This is a genomic window from Actinotalea sp. Marseille-Q4924 (assembly GCF_916618755.1).
Classification (GTDB): Bacteria; Actinomycetota; Actinomycetes; order Actinomycetales; family Cellulomonadaceae; genus Actinotalea.
Genome location: NZ_CAKAKB010000003.1, coordinates 309,997 through 327,152, shown reverse-complemented (window position 1 = coordinate 327,152; position 17,156 = coordinate 309,997). Strand labels below are relative to the sequence as shown.

Genomic DNA, 17,156 nt, shown 5'->3' with positions numbered 1-17,156 from the left:
GTCAGAAGAGCACCGTCGCGTACGTCCCCACCCGGTGGAAGCCGACCCGCTCGTAGCTCGCGAGGGCGCGCTCGTTGTAGTGGTTGACGTACAGCGACACCAGGGGCGCGACCCTGGCCCGTGCGAGCCGGACGACCGCTGCCATCCCGGGCGCGGACAGCCCCTGGCCGCGCCGGCTCGGGGTCACCCACACCCCCTGGACCTGGGCCACCTCCCGCGTCACGGCGCCGAGCTCGGCCTTGAAGACGACCTGCGGCCCGTCCGGGCCCCGCTCCATGCGGACGTACGACCGCTGCCCCGCGATGAGGGCCCGGACGCGCGACTCGTAGGCCGTGCCGCCGCCCTCGACCGGGGAGTACCCGACCTCCTCCAGGAACATGTGGACGCACGCGGGCAGCACGGAGCCGATCTCGTCGGGTCGCGCGAGCCGCACCGCCGGGTCCGCGTCGACGAGCGGCTCGTGGTCGATCACCAGGGACGGCTGGTCGGCCCGCACCTCCCGCGCCGGGCCCCAGCTCGGCTCGAGCCGGCGCCACAGCCCGAGGACGGCGCCCGCGTCACCGACGATCGACGAGCACCGGCGGCCCTGGCGCAGGGCCGTGCGGGCGAACGCGTCGAGCGCCTCGTCGTCGTCGCCGCGGCACACCGGGACGAGGTTGGCCCCGGCCCAGCAGACGGCGTCCAGACGGCCGTCCCGGCGGAAGCCCCACAGCGCGGTCCCGGCACGACGGCCGCCCTCGGCCAGCGTCGCCTCGACCCGGGAGGCGGCGAGGACGGACGCGACGGGGTCCCGGTCGCACACCCGGAGCGCCTCGTGCAGGTCGACGTCCGTCGCCGCGCCGAGGTCCGAGCGCGTGCCGCCGAGGCCGGCGCCCCACCGTGTCATGGGCCGATTGTGCCTCAGCCCGTCACGACCGGGAGGGCACCACCCCGGCAGGCGTGGGCGGCCCGACGGGTCAGGAGACCGACACCGACGGCGACGCGCCGTCGACCGGTTCCATCTCCTCGGCGATCCGCATCGCCTCCTCGATGAGGGTCTCGACGATCTGCGACTCCGGGACCGTCTTGATGACCTGGCCCTTGACGAAGATCTGGCCCTTGCCGTTGCCGGACGCCACCCCGAGGTCCGCCTCGCGCGCCTCGCCGGGGCCGTTGACGACGCAGCCCATGACCGCGACGCGCAGCGGCACCTCCATGCCCTCCAGTCCGGCGGTGACCCGCTCCGCGAGGTCGTAGACGTCGACCTGGGCACGGCCGCAGGACGGGCACGAGACGATCTCGAGCTTGCGGGGGCGCAGGTTGAGCGACTGCAGGATCTGGATCCCGACCTTGACCTCCTCCACCGGCGGCGCGGAGAGGGAGACGCGGATGGTGTCGCCGATGCCCTTGCTGAGGAGGGCGCCGAACGCCACGGCCGACTTGATCGTCCCCTGGAAGGCCGGGCCGGCCTCGGTGACGCCGAGGTGCAGCGGCCAGTCCCCCCGCTCGGACAGCATCTCGTACGCGCGGACCATGATCACCGGGTCGTTGTGCTTCACCGAGATCTTGAACTCGTGGAAGTCGTGCTCCTCGAAGAGGGACGCCTCCCAGACGGCGGACTCCACCAGCGCCTCGGGCGTGGCCTTCCCGTACTTCTCGAGCAGCCGCTTGTCGAGCGAGCCGGCGTTCACACCGATGCGGATGGACACGCCGGCGTCCCTCGCCGCCCGGGCGATCGCCCCGACCTGGTCGTCGAACTTGCGGATGTTGCCGGGGTTGACCCGGACCGCGGCGCAGCCCGCGTCGATCGCCGCGAAGACGTACTTGGGCTGGAAGTGGATGTCGGCGATCACCGGGATCTGCGACTTCCGGGCGATCACCGGCAGCGCCGCGGCGTCGTCCTCGGTCGGGCACGCGACCCGCACGATGTCGCACCCGGACGCCGTCAGCTCGGCGATCTGCTGGAGGGTCGCGTTGATGTCGCTCGTCCGGGTCGTCGTCATCGACTGCACCGAGACCGGGGCGTCACCGCCGACGTCGAGCGACCCCACCTTGATCTTGCGGGTCGGGCGCCGGGGCGCCAGGACGGGCGGGGGTGCCTCGGGCATGCCGAGGTTGATGGGGATGCTCACCGGTCCAGTATCTCCTCTCCGCGGCCCGTGATCACAGCAGCGAGACGGGCCGGACGACGTCCGCGACGAGCAGGAGGACGCCCATCGCGATGAGCACGAGGAACACCCCGTAGGCCACCGGCATCATGCGCGCCACGTCGGCCGGTGCAGGGCGGGGCCGTCCGCGCAGCCGCGCCACCTGGCGCCGGGCGCCCTCCCAGACCGCTCCGACGACGTGGCCGCCGTCCAGCGGCAGCAGCGGCAGGAGGTTGAAGACGAAGAGCGCGACGTTGAGGGACGCCAGGAGCAGGAGCAGGGTCACCGCCGTCTGCGCCGGCCCGGCGCTCTCCGCCGCGACCTCGCCGGCGATCCGACCCACGCCCACCGGACCGAGGACGCCGGTCGCGTCGCGCTCCGCCCCGGTGACGAGCACGCGCACGAGGTCGACGAGCTGGGCCGGCAGCGTGACGATGACGGCGGCCGTGCCCGCGATCGCGGTGCCCGTGAACGCCAGCGCCTCCCCGACGCCTCGGCGCTCGATCGCGGCCGTCGGCGTGAGCCCGACGAAGCGTGTCGGCTCGGTCACCGGCTCTCCCGCCTCGTCCACGACCCAGGCGCCGTCCTCCCCGACGACCGGCCGCTCCGCCAGGACCGGCCGGACGGTCAGCGTCACGAGCTCGCCGTCGCGCTCGACGACCATCGGCACCTGCGCGGCCTGAGCGCCACGGATGGCGCCCTGGACGTCGTCCCACGTGCCGGTGGTCACGCCGCCGTAGGACACGATGCGGTCCCCGGGGAGCAGGCCGGCCTCGGCGGCGGGCGTCACCGGGTCGTCCGGCCCGCAGCCGTCCACCCCGACGGTCGGCACGCACTGCCCGACCACGCCGACCGTCGTCGTCGGGGAGCCGGGCAGGCCGATGCCCACCAGCGCGACCAGCACGAGCACGAACGCGAGGAGCAGGTTCATGACGGGGCCACCGAGCATGACGACGACCTTGCGCGGCGCGGACAGCCGGTAGAACGCCCGGTGGTCCTCACCCGGCCGGATCTCCTCGGCGCTCGCCGCGCGGGCCGCGTGGGCGATCTCCGCCATGCGGCCGGGGCGGCGGGTGGACCCCGCGACGACGCCCTCCGGCGGGAACATGCCGATGAGCCGGACGTAGCCCCCGAGAGGGATCGCCTTGAGCCCGTACTCGGTCTCGCCGCGGGTCCGCGACCACAGCGTGGGCCCGAAGCCGACCATGTACTGGCTCACGCGCACGCCGAACCGCTTCGCCGGCACCAGGTGGCCGACCTCGTGGAGGGCGATCGACGCCAGCAGCCCGACCACGACGACGACGACGCCGAGGACGTACTCCATCACGCTCCCGTCCGGGCTGCGCGGGCCCGGTCGGACGACCGGGCGCACACCGCAGACCGGGACCATCATCCCCCGGGGACCTGAGGGCCCCGTCCGTGGGGCTCCTGTGTCCGCGCTCCGCGAACACGCTGCTGCAGCGCTCCCCCGCGGCCCGGTGCCGTCCACGGCGGGCGGGTGCGATGCCGACGTCGTCGAACCCACGGAATTCGTGCATCACGACCCTGCCCAACGGCGCAGGAGCGCACTAGCATCGCGCCATGACGCACGGATCCGCAACGACGCACCGTCCCGATCACACCGCCACCGCAGGCGGTGCCGCGGTGCCCCAGGAGCGACGACTCCGGACCGAGATCCCGGGGCCGCGGTCGCGCGCGCTCGCCGAGCGCCGCGCCGCGGTCGTCGCGGCAGGGGTGGCCAGCACGCTGCCGGTGTACGTCGACCGCGCCGGGGGCGGCGTCGTCGTCGACGTCGACGGCAACTCCTTCATCGACCTCGGCTCGGGCATCGCGGTGACGTCGGTCGGCAACGCCGCCCCCGCCGTCGCCCGGGCGGTGCAGGAGCAGGTCGGCCGCTTCACCCACACGTGCTTCATGGTCACGCCGTACGAGGAGTACGTCGCCGTGTGCGAGGCGCTCGCCCGGTTGACGCCCGGCGACCACGACAAGCGGAGCGTCCTCCTCAACTCCGGCGCCGAGGCCGTCGAGAACGCCGTCAAGATCGCCCGGCGCGCCACCGGCCGCGACGCCGTCGTCGTGCTCGACCACGCCTACCACGGCCGCACCAACCTCACGATGGCGATGACGGCCAAGGCCATGCCGTACAAGACCGGCTTCGGCCCCTTCGCCGGCGAGGTCTACCGCGTCCCCGCCTCCTACCCCCTGCGCGAGCCCGTCGCCATCAGCGGCGAGGAGGCCGCCCGGCGGGCGACCGCCGTGATCGAGAAGCAGGTGGGTGCGGACCAGGTCGCCTGCGTCGTCGTCGAGCCGATCCAGGGCGAGGGGGGGTTCGTGGTCCCCGCCGCCGGGTTCCTGCCGGCGCTGGAGCGCTGGTGCCGCGAGCACGGCGTGCTGCTCGTGGCCGACGAGATCCAGACCGGGTTCGCGCGCACCGGCGCGATGTTCGCGAGCGACCACGAGGGCGTCGTCCCGGACCTGGTGACGACGGCCAAGGGGATCGCCGGCGGCATGCCCCTGGCGGCGGTCACCGGACGCGCCGAGCTCATGGACGCCGTGCACGCGGGCGGCCTGGGTGGGACCTACGGGGGGAACCCCGCGGCCTGCGCCGCCGCCCTGGCCGCCATCGACCTGTACGAGCGGGAGGACCTGGCCGGCGCCGCGCGCCGGATCGAGGCCCTCGTGGTGCCCCGCCTGAAGGCACTGGCCGAGCGCGCGCCCCAGGTGGCGGAGGTGCGCGGCCGCGGCGCGATGCTCGCCGTCGAGATCACCCGCCCGGGCGGGCTGGAGCCGGACCCGGCCGAGACCACGCGGATCGCGCGGGCGTGCGCCGCCGAGGGGGTCCTGGTCCTCACCTGCGGCACCTACGGCAACGTGCTGCGCCTCCTGCCGCCGCTCGTCATCGGTGAGGACCTGCTGCTGGAGGGCCTGGACGTCCTCGAGCGAGCCGTCCTCGCGGGCGCCTGAGCCTCCCGACCCGACCCGCCCGACCCCACTGCACCGTCCGTCCTTGGAGCGCGCATGACCGAGACCCCCACCCTGGTGGACCGGGACCGCCTGGAGCGGGCGTACCGCCAGGAGCTCGACCGGTTCGCCGCCGACCACCCTGCCTGCGCCGAGCTCGCCCGGCGGGGGCGCGAGCACATGCCGCTCGGGGTGCCGATGTCGTGGATGGCGAAGTGGCCCGGCGGCTTCCCCGTGCACGTCGCGGAGGCGGCCGGTGCGCACTTCACCTGCGCCGACGGCCACGAGCACGTCGACCTCTGCCTCGGCGACACCGGCGCCATGGTGGGGCACTCCCCCGCCGCCACCGTGCGCGCCGTCCGGGACCAGGTCGGGCGCGGCATCACCACGATGCTGCCGACGGCGGACGCGGCGGTGGTCGCGGAGGAGCTGACGCGGCGGTTCGGCACGGGCTCGCCGGCGGTCGACCAGTGGCAGTTCACGCTCACGGCCACCGACGCGAACCGGCACGTCATCCGGTACGCACGGCAGGTGACGGGCCGCCCGCGCGTGGCCGTCATCGACTTCTGCTACCACGGCAGCGTCGACGAGACGTTCGCGACGCTGGACGAGCAGGGACGCGTGGTGGCGCGGCGGGGCAACATCGGCGCGCCGGTGGACCCGGCGGTCACGACCGCCGTCGTGCCGTTCAACGACCTCGCCGCGCTCGAGCGGGAGCTCGCCACCGGCACGGTCGCCGCCGTGCTGCTCGAGCCGGCCATGACCAACATCGGCATCGTCCTGCCGGAGACCGGCTACCACACGGCGCTGCGTGAGATGACCCGGCGGCACGGCGTCCTGCTCGTCATCGACGAGACGCACACGCTCTGCGCCGGACCCGGCGGCTGCACCCGGGCCTGGCGTCTGGACCCGGACGTGGTCGTCATCGGCAAGACGATCGGCGGCGGCATCCCGTCCGCGGCCTTCGGCATGACGAGCGAGCTGGCGGAGCGCGTCGTGACCTCCGTGGAGCTGGAGGACATCGACGTCGGCGGCGTCGGCGGGACGCTCGCGGGCAACGCGCTGTCGCTGGCCGCGATGCGGGCGACCCTCACCGAGGTGCTCACCGACGACGTCTTCGGTCACATGGACGCGCTCGCCGTGGCGTGGGCCGACGGCGTCCGGGGCGTGCTGGACGCGTACCGGCTCCCCTGGCACGTGACCCGCCTCGGGTGCCGCGCCGAGTACGCCTTCTCGGCGCGGCCACCCCGTGACGGCGCGGCCGCCGCCGCGGCGGACGACTTCGAGCTCCAGCAGTACCTGCACCTGCAGGCGCTCAACCGCCGCGTGCTGCTCACGCCGTTCCACAACATGGCGCTCATGAGCCCGGCCACCACGGACTCCGACGTCGAGGCCCACACGGTCGCGTTCGAGGAGGCGGCAGAGGCGCTCGTCGGCTGACGCCCGCGCCGAGGGGGCCCTCAGTGCGTCGAGGTCACCCGGTCCCGGCCGTCGTCCTTGGCCCCGGTACATGAGCTCGTCGACGCGGCCGAGGACCGACTCGGGCGCCTCCTGGCGGTGCAGCACGGAGACCCCGAAGCTCGCGGTGACGCGCAGCCCCGCAACCCGCAGGACTGCGTCCGGCAGGGTCTCGCGCAGGCGTTCGGCCAGCTGGACCGCCTGCTCGCGGTCCGTCGCCGGCGCCACGACGACGAACTCCTCGCCGCCGAGCCGCCCGAGCACGTCGCTGTGCCGGACGACCGTCGCCGCCGCCGCCGCGACGGCACGCAGCACCTCGTCACCCGCCGAGTGGCCGAGGGCGTCGTTGACGGCCTTGAACCGGTCCAGGTCGAAGTAGACGACGGACACGGGGTGGTCCTCGTCGACCCGGGACGCCTGGAACCGCAGCTCCTCGAGCACCCGCCGCCGGTTGGCCAGCCCCGTCAGCTCGTCGAGGTACGCCAGGTCCCGCAGCCGGGCGGCGGCGGCGCGCGCCCTCTGGGCCTGGGCGGTCGCCTCCACGAGGCCGTCCTTCCAGCGCGAGTACAGGCGCAGGAGCACGAGCACCACGGTGAGGTACGCGCCGTACCGCAGCAGGTCGACGAGGTACGCGGTGCCGCCGGGCACCCGCGTCAGCCCCGCGCCCGTGACGGTCACCGTGGCACCGATGAGGACCGCCCCGTGCGTGACCGCCGCACGCGAGGAGCGGTCGAGGAACCCCAGCACGAGGAACACCACCACCCCCATGAACGACAGGGGGAACAGGGACGCCCAGGCCCGTGCGGCGTCGTCGGCGTCGACGAGCCGCGCCGCGATGCCGACGAGCCATGCGGCGTCCAGACCCAGGAGGGCGACGCGCGTGGCGGCGACAGTGCGGTGGGGGCGCCGGGCGAGCACCCAGGCGTAGCCGAGGAGACCCACCATGATCGGCGGATAGCCGTAGAGGACGTGCGGGTCCTGCGGCCCGCGGGCCGCCAGCAGCACGCCCATGACCGGTACCCCGGCGAGGACGCCGACGATCAGGTGTCGCCGGCCGTGGCCGGTCGCGACGTCGAACGCCGTGGGCGTGGGACGCCTGCCGGCCATATCACCTCTCCTCTACCACCGGGCCACCGCTGCTCCACCGCCGCGGCGACGTCGCGTCATCGTTCCTGCACACCCCACGGGGAGCCGTAGCCCTCCGGCTCCGGTGCGGCGAGGAGGTCCAGGAACGGCACCGCGTCGAACGCCTCCGGGCCGAGGACGCCGGACCCGGACCACGTGCCACGCGCGAGCAGCTCCAGGGCGACGACCGGGTTGACGGCGGTCTGCCAGACGACGCACTGGGCACCGTACTCGCTCATCGACCACGCGTTGTCGACGACGTGGTGCAGGTAGGCCGACCGGGGGACGCCGTCCTTGCCGGTCCCCGTCACCAGGACCCCCGCGCAGGTCGAGCCCCGCATCCGGTCGCCGAGGCCCGCCGGGTCGGGCAGGCATGCGGCGACGACGTCGCGCGGGCTCACCTCGACCACGCTGCCGTCGGCGGAGCGGACGCGCACGGGCGCGGTGCGGTCCAGGCCCAGGGTGTGCAGCGTGCGCAGGACCCCGATGAACTCCTCCCCGAGCCCGTACTTGAACGTCACCTTGTCGGCCTGGAGGAAGCGCGGCATGAGGAGGACCTCCTCGTGCTCCACGTGCACGCACTCGACGGGGCCGATCCCCCCGGGGAAGTCGAAGACCTCCGGCTCGTGGAACGGCGGCACCGTGTACCAGCCCGCCTCGGTGCTGCCACCGGCCTCCGCCCGCGAGCGCTCCCACACGACCGGGGGGTTGAGGCACTCCTCGATCGTGGTCCAGATGGAGAACGACGGCGCGAACATCGGCTCGCCGTCGTCGCCGAGCACGACGAGGTCGGCGCCGTCCCGCGTCCCGAGCTCGGTGATGTGCGAGAAGAGGTGGTCGGCCGCGTACCGGGCCAGCACGTCCGACAGGCCCGGCTCGACGCCCATGCCGACGAGGGCGAGGCGTCCCGCGTCCCGCCAGCGGGCCTCCTGCGCGAACTGCGCGTCACCCAGCTTCACCCCCGTGCGCGCGTACGGCTCCTGCGGGTGCGGCTCGGACAGCGACATCGCCATGTCGAGGTAGTCCGCGCCGGCCGCCAGCGCCCCGGAGAAGACGGGCATGACGAAGCGCGGGTCCACGGCGTTGAGGACGTGGGTGACCCCGTGCCCGCGCGCCAGCGCGGCCACGGCCGCCTCGTCCGAGGCGTCGACGTGCGCGGCGACGAACCGGTCGGGCCGGACGGTGGCCGGGTGCGTGCGGACCGCCGCGACCGTGCGCTCGGCCCGCGCGGTGTCGTGGTCGGCGACGACCATCCGGTCGAAGAAGCCGCGGCGGCCGGCGATGCGCGCCACCGCGTCGCCCACCCCGCCGCTGCCGACGACGAGGACCCGCACGGCACGGCCGCCCGTCCCCGCAGCCTCCGCCGACCTCGGACCCGACGCCACGCCGGTCATCGCCGCCGCCGGCGCGCCACGGACAGGACCTGGGCCGTGACGACCAGCAGCAGCGCGAGGAAGAACATGGCCGAGCCGATGACGTTCGCCTGCGCCGGGATGCCCCGGGTCGCCGAGACGTAGACGAACTTGGGGAACGTCGTGAAGTTGCCCGAGTTGAAGTTCGTGATGATGAAGTCGTCGAAGCTGAGCGAGAAGGCCAGCAGGGCGGCCGCGGCGATGCCGGGCAGCAGCAACGGGAACGTCACCCGCCAGAACGCCTGCCACGACGACGCGTACAGGTCCGCGGCCGCCTCCTCCAGCCGCGGGTCCAGGCTCGCGACCCGCGCCTTGACGGTGACGACGACGAAGCTGATGCAGAACATCGTGTGCGCCAGGACCACGGTCGTGAAGCCCGGGTTGACGCGGAGGCTGAGGAACTGGGCCAGGAGCGCCGCCCCGAGGACCACCTCGGGCGTCGACATCGGCAGGAAGATCAGCAGGTTGGCCAGCGTGCGGCCCCGGAACCGGTAGCGCACGAGCGCCAGCGCGATGAGCGTGCCCAGCGCCGTCGCCACGACGGTGGCGATGACGCCGACCTGGAGCGAGTTGACGAGCGCCTGGCACACCTGCGGCGCCCCGCAGGGGTTCTGCCAGTTCTCCAGGGTGAAGCCGCGCCACACCAGGTTCGTCCGGCCCGGCACGTTGAACGAGAACGCCACGGTGTACGCGATGGGCACCATGAGGTAGAGGAAGGCGAGCCCGGCGAAGACCGGTACCACCATGTCGCCCAGGCGCCACGACCGGCGGCCGGCAGCGGGCGGGCGGTCCGGGCCCTCGGCGTCGGCCGGCCGGGCGGTGACCCCGGCCGTGACGCTCGTGCCGACGGTGCCGCTCACAGCAGCTCCTCCGTGCCCACGCGGCGGATGTACGCGGCGACGAGCACGAGGATCGCCAGCATGAGGACGAAGGACAGCGCCGCGGCCGTCGGGTAGTCGCTCACCTTGAAGAACCGGGAGTCGATGACCTGGCCGATCATCGTCGTGCTGTTGTTCCCCAGCAGCACCGAGTTGACGAAGTCGCCCGAGGCCGGGATGAAGGTCAGCAGCGTGCCGGAGACGACCCCGGGCATCGACATGGGCAGCGTGACGCGCCAGAACGTCGTCGGCCCGTTCGCGTACAGGTCCGCGCCGGCCTCGATGAGCCGCGGGTCCAGCCGCTCGAGGTTGGCGTAGATCGGCAGCGTCATGAACGGCAGGAAGTTGTACGTCAGGCCGGCGACGACGGCCACGGAGGTCGCTGTCAGACGGCCGTCGGGCGGCAGCACCGACAGCGCCCGCAGCCCCGCGACGACGAAGCCCTCGTCGGCGAGGATCTGCTTCCACGCGATCGTGCGCAGGATGAAGCTGGTGAAGAACGGGGCGATGACGAGGACCAGGAGCATCGCCTGGAGGAACGGCCGGCCCCGGGCCTTGACGGCGATGGCGTACGCCATCGGGTACCCGATGCAGAACGCCAGGACCGTCGCGATCCCCGCGTACGCGAACGACCGCACGAGCTGGGGCCAGTACGTCTCCAGGGACCGCACGTAGTTCTGCCACTCGAACGCCGGCTGGAACTGACCGACGTCGCCGCCGGGCACCGGCACGTACAGCGACGTCATGAGCAGGGCGAAGACCGGGACGACGAAGAACAGGGCGAGGTACAGCAGGCCGGGCGCGAGCAGGAGGTAGGCGCCCCCGCGGGCACGCCGCGCGGGTGCCGGAGCGGCGGTGCCGGTGCCCCCGCCGTGGCCGAGCGCGGAGACGACGCTCATCGCTCAGGCCTCCTCGTCCTCGAGCAGGGCGCCGGCGGTCGCGTCCTCCGTGCCGTCCAGCCCGAAGGTGTGCTTGACCGCCCAGCCCAGCATGACCTCGTCACCCACGCGGATCGTCCTGCCGCCGAAGACGTTCTGCGCGAAGACGCCGATCGTCCCCAGGCCCGGCACGAGCACCTGGTACTGCGTGCTCACGCCGCTGAACGCCACGTCGGTCACCAGGCCCGGCCCGATGACGTTCGAGTCGTCCGGCACGCCCTCGTCGGCGAAGAAGATGTGGAGCTTCTCCGGCCGGACACCGACCAGCACCGGCCCGGAGGTCGACACCGCGCGACTCTTGGGGACCCACAGCCGGCGTCCGCCGACGTCGACGCCGACCGCCTCCCCGGCGTCCTCCTGGACCTGGCCGGTGAGGAGGTTCGACTGCCCGAGGAAGTTGGCGACGAACGCCGTGCGGGGCAGCTCGTAGAGCTCCTCGGGGGCACCCATCTGCTCGATGCGCCCGTGGTTCATGACCGCGACCGTGTCGGCCATCGTCATGGCCTCCTCCTGGTCGTGGGTGACGTGCACGAACGTCTGCCCGACCTCGAGCTGGATGCGCTTGAGCTCCGTCTGCATCTGCCGCCGCAGCTTGAGGTCCAGGGCGCCGAGCGGCTCGTCCAGGAGCAGCACCGCCGGGTTGTTGACCACGGCGCGCGCCAGGGCGACGCGCTGCTGCTGGCCGCCGGACATCTGCGAGGGGCGGCGGTCGGCCATGTGCCCCATCTCGACGAGGTCGAGCGCCGTCCGCGCGCGCTGCTCGGCGTCGGCGACACGCTTGCGGCGCAGGCCGAACGTGACGTTCTCGAGAACCGTCAGGTGCGGGAAGAGGGCGTAGGACTGGAAGACCGTGTTCACCGGGCGCTGGTACGCCCGGGTCCCGGTGACGTCGTCGCCACCCAGCAGCACGCGGCCACGGGTCGGCGCCTCGAGCCCCGCCACGATGCGCAGGGTGGTCGTCTTCCCGCACCCGGACGGGCCCAGGAGCGCGAAGAAGGAGCCGGACGGGATGGTCAGGGACAGGTCGTCGACGGCGGTGAAGGTGCCGAACTCCTTGGTCACCCGGTCCAGGACGAGGTCGGCCCCCCCGCCGGCCGGCCCGGTCGGCGCGGCGGGACGGGCGGTCCCGGGGACGCCCCGGCTGCCGGGCGGCTCGGCTCGGCCGGGGTCCACGTGCAGGTCAGCGCTCACGGCGGTCAGTTCCCGATCACGGACTGGAACTCGGTGTTGTACCGCGTCTCCTCCTCGGGCGTCAGCGCCCGGAAGACACGGGCCCGCGACAGGGTCTCCTCGTTCGGGAAGATCAGCTGGTTCTCGGCGAGCTCGGGATCGATGGAGAGCATCTCGTCGTAGGCGCCCTCCACGGGGCAGATGTAGTTGACGTACGCGGCGACCTCGGCCGCCACCGCGGGGTCGTAGTAGTAGTTCATGAGCTTCTCGGCGTTCGCCTTGCGCGGGCTGCCGACGGGCACCATGAGGTTGTCGCTCCACAGCGTGCCGCCGGCCTCCGGCAGGAGGAACTCCCAGTTGTCGCCGTTCTCGAAGTTGAGGACCGTGATGTCCCCGGACCAGCCGATGACCGCGAGGGCGTCGCCGGACACCAGGTCCTCGGCGTACGAGTTCCCCCGCACCTGGCGGATCTGGCCCGAGCCGATCTGCTGCTCGAGCACCTCCAGCGCGGCGAAGAACTCGTCGTCGCCCCAGTCCTCCGAGGAGGGGTCGACCCCCTGCTCGAGCAAGATCAGACCGACGGTGTCGCGCATCTCGCTGAGCACCTCGACGCGGCCGGCGAGGTCGGGGTTCCACAGGTCCGACACGCTCCGCAGCCCGTCCGGGACGGCCTGCTTGTTCCAGGCGATCCCGGCGAAGCCGGACTGCCACGTGAGCGAGTGCGCCCGTCCCGGGTCGAACGTCACGTCCCGGAGCCCGGGGAGCAGGTTCTCCCAGTTGGGGATGTTCGCCTTGTCGAGCTCCTGGGTGTACCCGAGGCGGATCATCCGCGCGGCCATCCAGTCCGTCAGCGTGACGATGTCCTGGCCGATGTCCTGGCCGTTGGCCAGCTGGCCCTGGATGCGCCCGTAGTAGGAGTCGTTGTCCTCGATGTCCTCGGCGTAGTTGACGGTGATGCCCGTCTCCTCCGTGAAGCGCTCGAGGGTCGGGTACGTCTGGCTCTCGTCGTCGTAGTCCAGGTACAGGGTCCAGTTGGCCCAGTTGACCGTGGGGTCCGACTCGGAGACGTCCTCGACCGGGCCGCCGTCGGAGGTCCCCTCGGCCGTGGGCGTGCCACCCGTCCCGCAGGCGGCGAGCAGGGCGCCCACGCCGGCCACGCCGGCGCCCGTCTGCAGGACGGAGCGGCGGGAGACGCCGGGGCGCCGGGCGAGCTGGGCCAGCTGGGCCTGGACGAGCGCGCGGACGACGGGGTCCGAGGGGGCGGGACGCTTCACAGGGGGGCTCCTGTCGGATCACTGCCCCGGGTGTGGATCCGCGGGGCACGTCGGGCTGGTGCACGGCCTGACGGCCGGTGCGGCGTGGTGGGGCGATGGTGTCAGGGTGGTGCGCGTCACACAAGCGATTCCATCGTCATCGCCTTGATCTGCAACGAAAAAGTCACACAGACGAGCCGATGACGGCCGTTCCGCGTCCGTGCGGAGGCCGGACCGCCCACGGTCCCCCGCGGGCGGCCCGGCCGTCGGTCACTCGAAGGCGCTCATGACGTGCTTGATGCGCGTGTAGTCCTCGAGCCCGTACATCGACAGGTCCTTGCCGTACCCGGAGTGCTTGAACCCACCGTGCGGCATCTCCGCGACGAACGGGATGTGCGTGTTGATCCAGACGACACCGAAGTCCAGCGCGCGGGACACGCGCAGCGCGGTCCCGTGGTCGCGGGTCCAGACGGAGCTGGACAGGCCGTACGGCACGCCGTTGGCGAGCGCGACCGCCTCCGCCTCGTCGGCGAAGGTCTGCACCGTGATCACCGGCCCGAAGATCTCCGTCTGGATCGCCTCGTCGTCCTGGCGCAGGCCGTCCACGACGGTCGCCTCGTGGAAGAAGCCGACGTCGCCCTGCCGGTGCCCGCCGGCGACGACGCTCGCGTGGTCCGGCAGCCGCTCGAGGAAGCCCATGACGCGCGCCAGCTGGTTCGGGTTGTTGACGGGCCCGAACGCGACGTCCTCGTCCGGACGGCCCGTCCGCGTCCCCCGTGCCTGCTCCGCGAGGGCCGCCACGAAGTCGGCGTGCACGGACTCGTGCACGAGGACCCGCGTCGCGGCGGTGCAGTCCTGCCCGGCGTTGTAGTAGCCGGCTCCGGCGATGCCCTCGGCCGCGGCCGCGACGTCCGCGTCGGCGAAGACGACGACGGGCGCCTTGCCGCCGAGCTCGAGGTGGACCCGCTTGACGTCCCGGGCCGCCGACCCGGCGACCTCCATGCCGGCACGCACGGACCCGGTGATGGACACCATGTCGGGTCGCGCGTGCTCGACGAGGGCACGACCGGTGTCCCGGTCGCCGCAGACGACGTTGAGCACCCCGGGCGGCAGGAACTCCTGCGCCAGCTCCGCGAGGAGGACGCTCGACGCCGGGGTGGTGTCGGACGGCTTGAGGACGACCGTGTTGCCGGCGGCCAGCGCCGGGGCGATCTTCCACACCCCCATCATGAGCGGGTAGTTCCACGGGGTGACCTGACCCACCACGCCCACCGGCTCACGGCGGATCCACGACGTGTGCCCCTTCATGTACTCGCCCGCGCTCGAGCCCTCGAGGATGCGGGCCGCACCGGCGAAGAACCGGAACTGGTCCACGCAGGGCGGCACCTCGTCCGTGGCGGTCAGCGCGAGCGGCTTGCCCGTGTTGCGGGACTCGGTCGCGACGAACTCCTCGGCGCGACGCTCGAGGGCGTCGGCGATGCGCAGGAGGGCCAGCTGGCGTTCGGCGGGCGTGGTGTCCCGCCACCCGGGGAACGCGTCCGACGCCGCGGCGTAGGCGGCGTCCACGTCTTCCGCGGTGGACAACGGCGCCGTCCCGTAGGCCTCGCCGGTGCTGGGGTCGACCACGTCGGTCGTGCGCCCCTGCGCCGCGGGGACCGTGCGGCCCCCGACGACGTTGTGCAGCTCGATCGCGCTCGTGGTGGTGGAGCTCGTGGACACAGCGCCTCCGTACGGCTCAAGGCGCGCCCCCGGGGGCCACGCCGTCGTGACTGGCTCGGTGGAACCACCAGTACGGTAGCCCAGGAACGCCCTCCGGTCACCGCTTTCCGCAGTTCTGACCGTGCGAGACGACGAGATGACGCGGGAGCGTGCGCCTAACCGACGGATTCGCTTGCCAACGGCGCTTCGTGCAGGGAACATCGCCCCCATGGTCGAGCAGCGCAAGTCACCGCCGGTGGTCCTCGACGCCGTCTCCAAGGGCATCATCGAGCAGCTCCAGGAGGACGGGCGTCGACCGTACGCCGCGATCGGCAAGGCGGTGGGCCTGTCGGAGGCGGCCGTGCGGCAGCGCGTCCAGCGGCTGGTCGAGTCCGGCGTCGTCCAGATCGTCGCGGTGACGGACCCCCTGCAGGTGGGCTTCTCGCGCCAGGCCATGATCGGCATCAAGGCCGAGGGTGACCTCCAGGCCCTGGCTGACCGCCTCGTCGGGATCCCCGAGATCGACTACGTCGTCGTCACCGCCGGCGCCTTCGACGTCCTCGTGGAGGTCGTGTGCGAGGACGACGAGCATCTGCTGCAGGTGCTCAACAACGACATCCGCACCCTGCCGGGAGTGCGGACCACCGAGACCTTCGTCTACCTCAAGCTGCGCAAGCAGCTCTACAACTGGGGAACCCGATGACCGAGACCATGGGCACCACCACCTCCACGACGACGCCGACCGGCACGGACCGGCAGCAGGCGGCGCGTGACCACCTGTGGGGCCACATGACCCGGCAGTCCACCTGGGACCAGGGGCCGGTGCCGGTGATCGTCCGCGGCAGCGGGCACCACATCTGGGACTCCGAGGGTCGCCGGTACATCGACGGGCTGTCCGGCCTCTTCGTCGTGCAGGCCGGCCACGGTCGCGCGGAGCTCGCGGAGCGAGCCCGGCAGCAGGCCGAGGAGCTCGCGTTCTTCCCGCTGTGGTCGTACGCCCACCCGCAGGCCATCGACCTCGCCGAGCGGCTGGCGCACCTGGCGCCGGGCGACCTCAACCGGGTCTTCTTCTCCACCGGTGGTGGGGAGGCGGTCGAGACGGCCTGGAAGCTGGCCAAGCAGTACTGGAAGCTCATGGGCCAGCCGACCAAGTACAAGGTGATCTCGCGCGCCGTCGCGTACCACGGCACGCCGCAGGGCGCTCTCGCGATCACCGGGCTCCCGGGGATGAAGGCACCCTTCGAGCCGCTCGTCCCGGGCGCCCACAAGGTGCCGAACACGAACATCTACCGGGCGCCGGTCGAGCTGCGCGACGACCCGAAGGCCTTCGGGCGCTGGGCGGCCGACCGCATCGAGGAGGCCATCCTCTTCGAGGGGCCGGAGACCGTCGCGGCCGTCTTCCTGGAGCCTGTCCAGAACTCCGGCGGCTGCTTCCCGCCGCCGCCGGGGTACTTCGAGCGGGTGCGGGAGATCTGCGACCAGTACGACGTGCTCCTCGTGTCGGACGAGGTCATCTGCGCCTTCGGTCGCATCGGCGAGATCTTCGCGTGCAACGACTACGGCTACGTGCCCGACATGATCACCTGCGCGAAGGGCATGACGTCGGGCTACTCCCCCATCGGCGCGACGGTCGTCTCGGACCGGATCTTCGAGCCCTTCCGCACGGGGACGACGACCTTCTACCACGGCTACACGTTCGGCGGGCACCCGGTGAGCGCCGCCGTCGCGATGGCCAACCTGGACATCTTCGAGCGCGAGCGGCTCACCCAGCGGGTGCACGAGAACGGCCCGGTCTTCCGCCGGACGCTCGAGAAGCTCCTGGACCTGCCGATCGTCGGCGACGTGCGCGGCGACGGGTACTTCTACGGCATCGAGCTGGTCAAGGACCAGGCCACCCGCGAGACCTTCGACGACGACGAGAGCGAGCGCCTGCTGCGCGGCTTCCTGTCGCACGCGCTGCTCGAGGCCGGCCTGTACTGCCGGGCGGACGACCGCGGGGACCCCGTCATCCAGCTCGCCCCACCGCTGACGACCGGCCCGGCCGAGTTCGACGAGATCGAGCAGATCCTGCGCGACGTCCTCAGCCGTGCCTGGGCGCAGCTGTGACCCTGGTGCGGTGAGTCCCGCGCGCGTGCTC

13 protein-coding genes and 1 pseudogene are annotated in these 17,156 nt (G+C 72.8%); 4 read left to right on the top strand and 10 right to left on the bottom strand.

Going from position 1 to position 17,156, the window contains the following annotated elements; genetic code table 11:
* Position 1: 1 nt before the first annotated feature.
* From LG379_RS08230 to LG379_RS08220, 3 genes are all read right to left on the bottom strand, one after another.
* The gene (locus LG379_RS08230) at positions 2 to 886 is read right to left on the bottom strand and encodes a GNAT family N-acetyltransferase (protein WP_225754092.1); all 885 of its coding nucleotides are present in this window, start codon (positions 884 to 886) and stop codon (positions 2 to 4) included.
* 70 nt (positions 887 to 956) lie between these two features.
* Positions 957 to 2,087, bottom strand: a complete 1,131-nt coding sequence (gene ispG, locus LG379_RS08225; RefSeq protein ID WP_225754905.1) for a flavodoxin-dependent (E)-4-hydroxy-3-methylbut-2-enyl-diphosphate synthase — start codon at positions 2,085 to 2,087, stop codon at positions 957 to 959.
* A gap of 55 nt (positions 2,088 to 2,142) precedes the next feature.
* Positions 2,143 to 3,450 carry an RIP metalloprotease gene (locus tag LG379_RS08220; protein WP_225754091.1) on the bottom strand — a complete coding sequence of 436 codons (1,308 nt, stop codon included), beginning with the start codon at positions 3,448 to 3,450 and terminating at the stop codon, positions 2,143 to 2,145.
* Positions 3,451 to 3,707: 257 nt separating this feature from the next.
* Between LG379_RS08220 and gabT the strand changes: the two genes are divergently transcribed.
* Together gabT and LG379_RS08210 are read left to right on the top strand one after the other, a co-directional pair.
* A complete protein-coding gene (gene gabT / locus LG379_RS08215) occupies positions 3,708 to 5,090 on the top strand; it encodes a 4-aminobutyrate--2-oxoglutarate transaminase (RefSeq protein ID WP_225754090.1) in 1,383 nt (460 codons plus the stop codon).
* 54 nt (positions 5,091 to 5,144) lie between these two features.
* Complete coding sequence (locus LG379_RS08210; RefSeq protein WP_225754089.1) at positions 5,145 to 6,527, top strand: transaminase; 1,383 nt, start codon at positions 5,145 to 5,147, stop codon at positions 6,525 to 6,527.
* A gap of 72 nt (positions 6,528 to 6,599) precedes the next feature.
* Here the strand turns inward: LG379_RS08210 and LG379_RS17075 are convergent.
* From LG379_RS17075 to LG379_RS08175, 7 genes and pseudogenes are all read right to left on the bottom strand, one after another.
* Positions 6,600 to 7,313 (bottom strand): annotated as a pseudogene (locus tag LG379_RS17075) (GGDEF domain-containing protein); the annotation flags it as partial.
* A 395-nt stretch (positions 7,314 to 7,708) separates the two neighbouring features.
* Positions 7,709 to 9,004 carry a saccharopine dehydrogenase family protein gene (locus LG379_RS08200; RefSeq protein WP_225754904.1) on the bottom strand — a complete coding sequence of 432 codons (1,296 nt, stop codon included), beginning with the start codon at positions 9,002 to 9,004 and terminating at the stop codon, positions 7,709 to 7,711.
* A 56-nt stretch (positions 9,005 to 9,060) separates the two neighbouring features.
* Positions 9,061 to 9,828: an ABC transporter permease gene (locus tag LG379_RS08195; protein WP_225754903.1), complete on the bottom strand. Its 768-nt coding sequence runs from the start codon at positions 9,826 to 9,828 to the stop codon at positions 9,061 to 9,063.
* Positions 9,829 to 9,938: 110 nt separating this feature from the next.
* On the bottom strand, positions 9,939 to 10,859 hold the full coding sequence (locus LG379_RS08190; protein WP_225754088.1) for an ABC transporter permease: 921 nt from the start codon (positions 10,857 to 10,859) through the stop codon (positions 9,939 to 9,941).
* A 3-nt stretch (positions 10,860 to 10,862) separates the two neighbouring features.
* The gene (locus tag LG379_RS08185) at positions 10,863 to 11,969 is read right to left on the bottom strand and encodes an ABC transporter ATP-binding protein (protein ID WP_225754902.1); all 1,107 of its coding nucleotides are present in this window, start codon (positions 11,967 to 11,969) and stop codon (positions 10,863 to 10,865) included.
* Positions 11,970 to 12,094: 125 nt separating this feature from the next.
* The gene (locus LG379_RS08180; RefSeq protein WP_225754087.1) at positions 12,095 to 13,342 is read right to left on the bottom strand and encodes a PotD/PotF family extracellular solute-binding protein; all 1,248 of its coding nucleotides are present in this window, start codon (positions 13,340 to 13,342) and stop codon (positions 12,095 to 12,097) included.
* A 249-nt stretch (positions 13,343 to 13,591) separates the two neighbouring features.
* Positions 13,592 to 15,040 (bottom strand): gamma-aminobutyraldehyde dehydrogenase, encoded by a 1,449-nt coding sequence (locus LG379_RS08175; RefSeq protein ID WP_370634473.1) that lies wholly within the window; start codon positions 15,038 to 15,040, stop codon positions 13,592 to 13,594.
* Between the two features lie 208 nt (positions 15,041 to 15,248).
* Between LG379_RS08175 and LG379_RS08170 the strand changes: the two genes are divergently transcribed.
* The gene (locus LG379_RS08170; RefSeq protein WP_225754086.1) at positions 15,249 to 15,722 is read left to right on the top strand and encodes an Lrp/AsnC family transcriptional regulator; all 474 of its coding nucleotides are present in this window, start codon (positions 15,249 to 15,251) and stop codon (positions 15,720 to 15,722) included.
* Positions 15,719 to 17,125 carry an aspartate aminotransferase family protein gene (locus LG379_RS08165; RefSeq protein ID WP_225754085.1) on the top strand — a complete coding sequence of 469 codons (1,407 nt, stop codon included), beginning with the start codon at positions 15,719 to 15,721 and terminating at the stop codon, positions 17,123 to 17,125. Before LG379_RS08170 ends, LG379_RS08165 begins: the two co-directional genes overlap by 4 nt.
* The last annotated feature ends 31 nt before the right edge of the window (positions 17,126 to 17,156 follow it).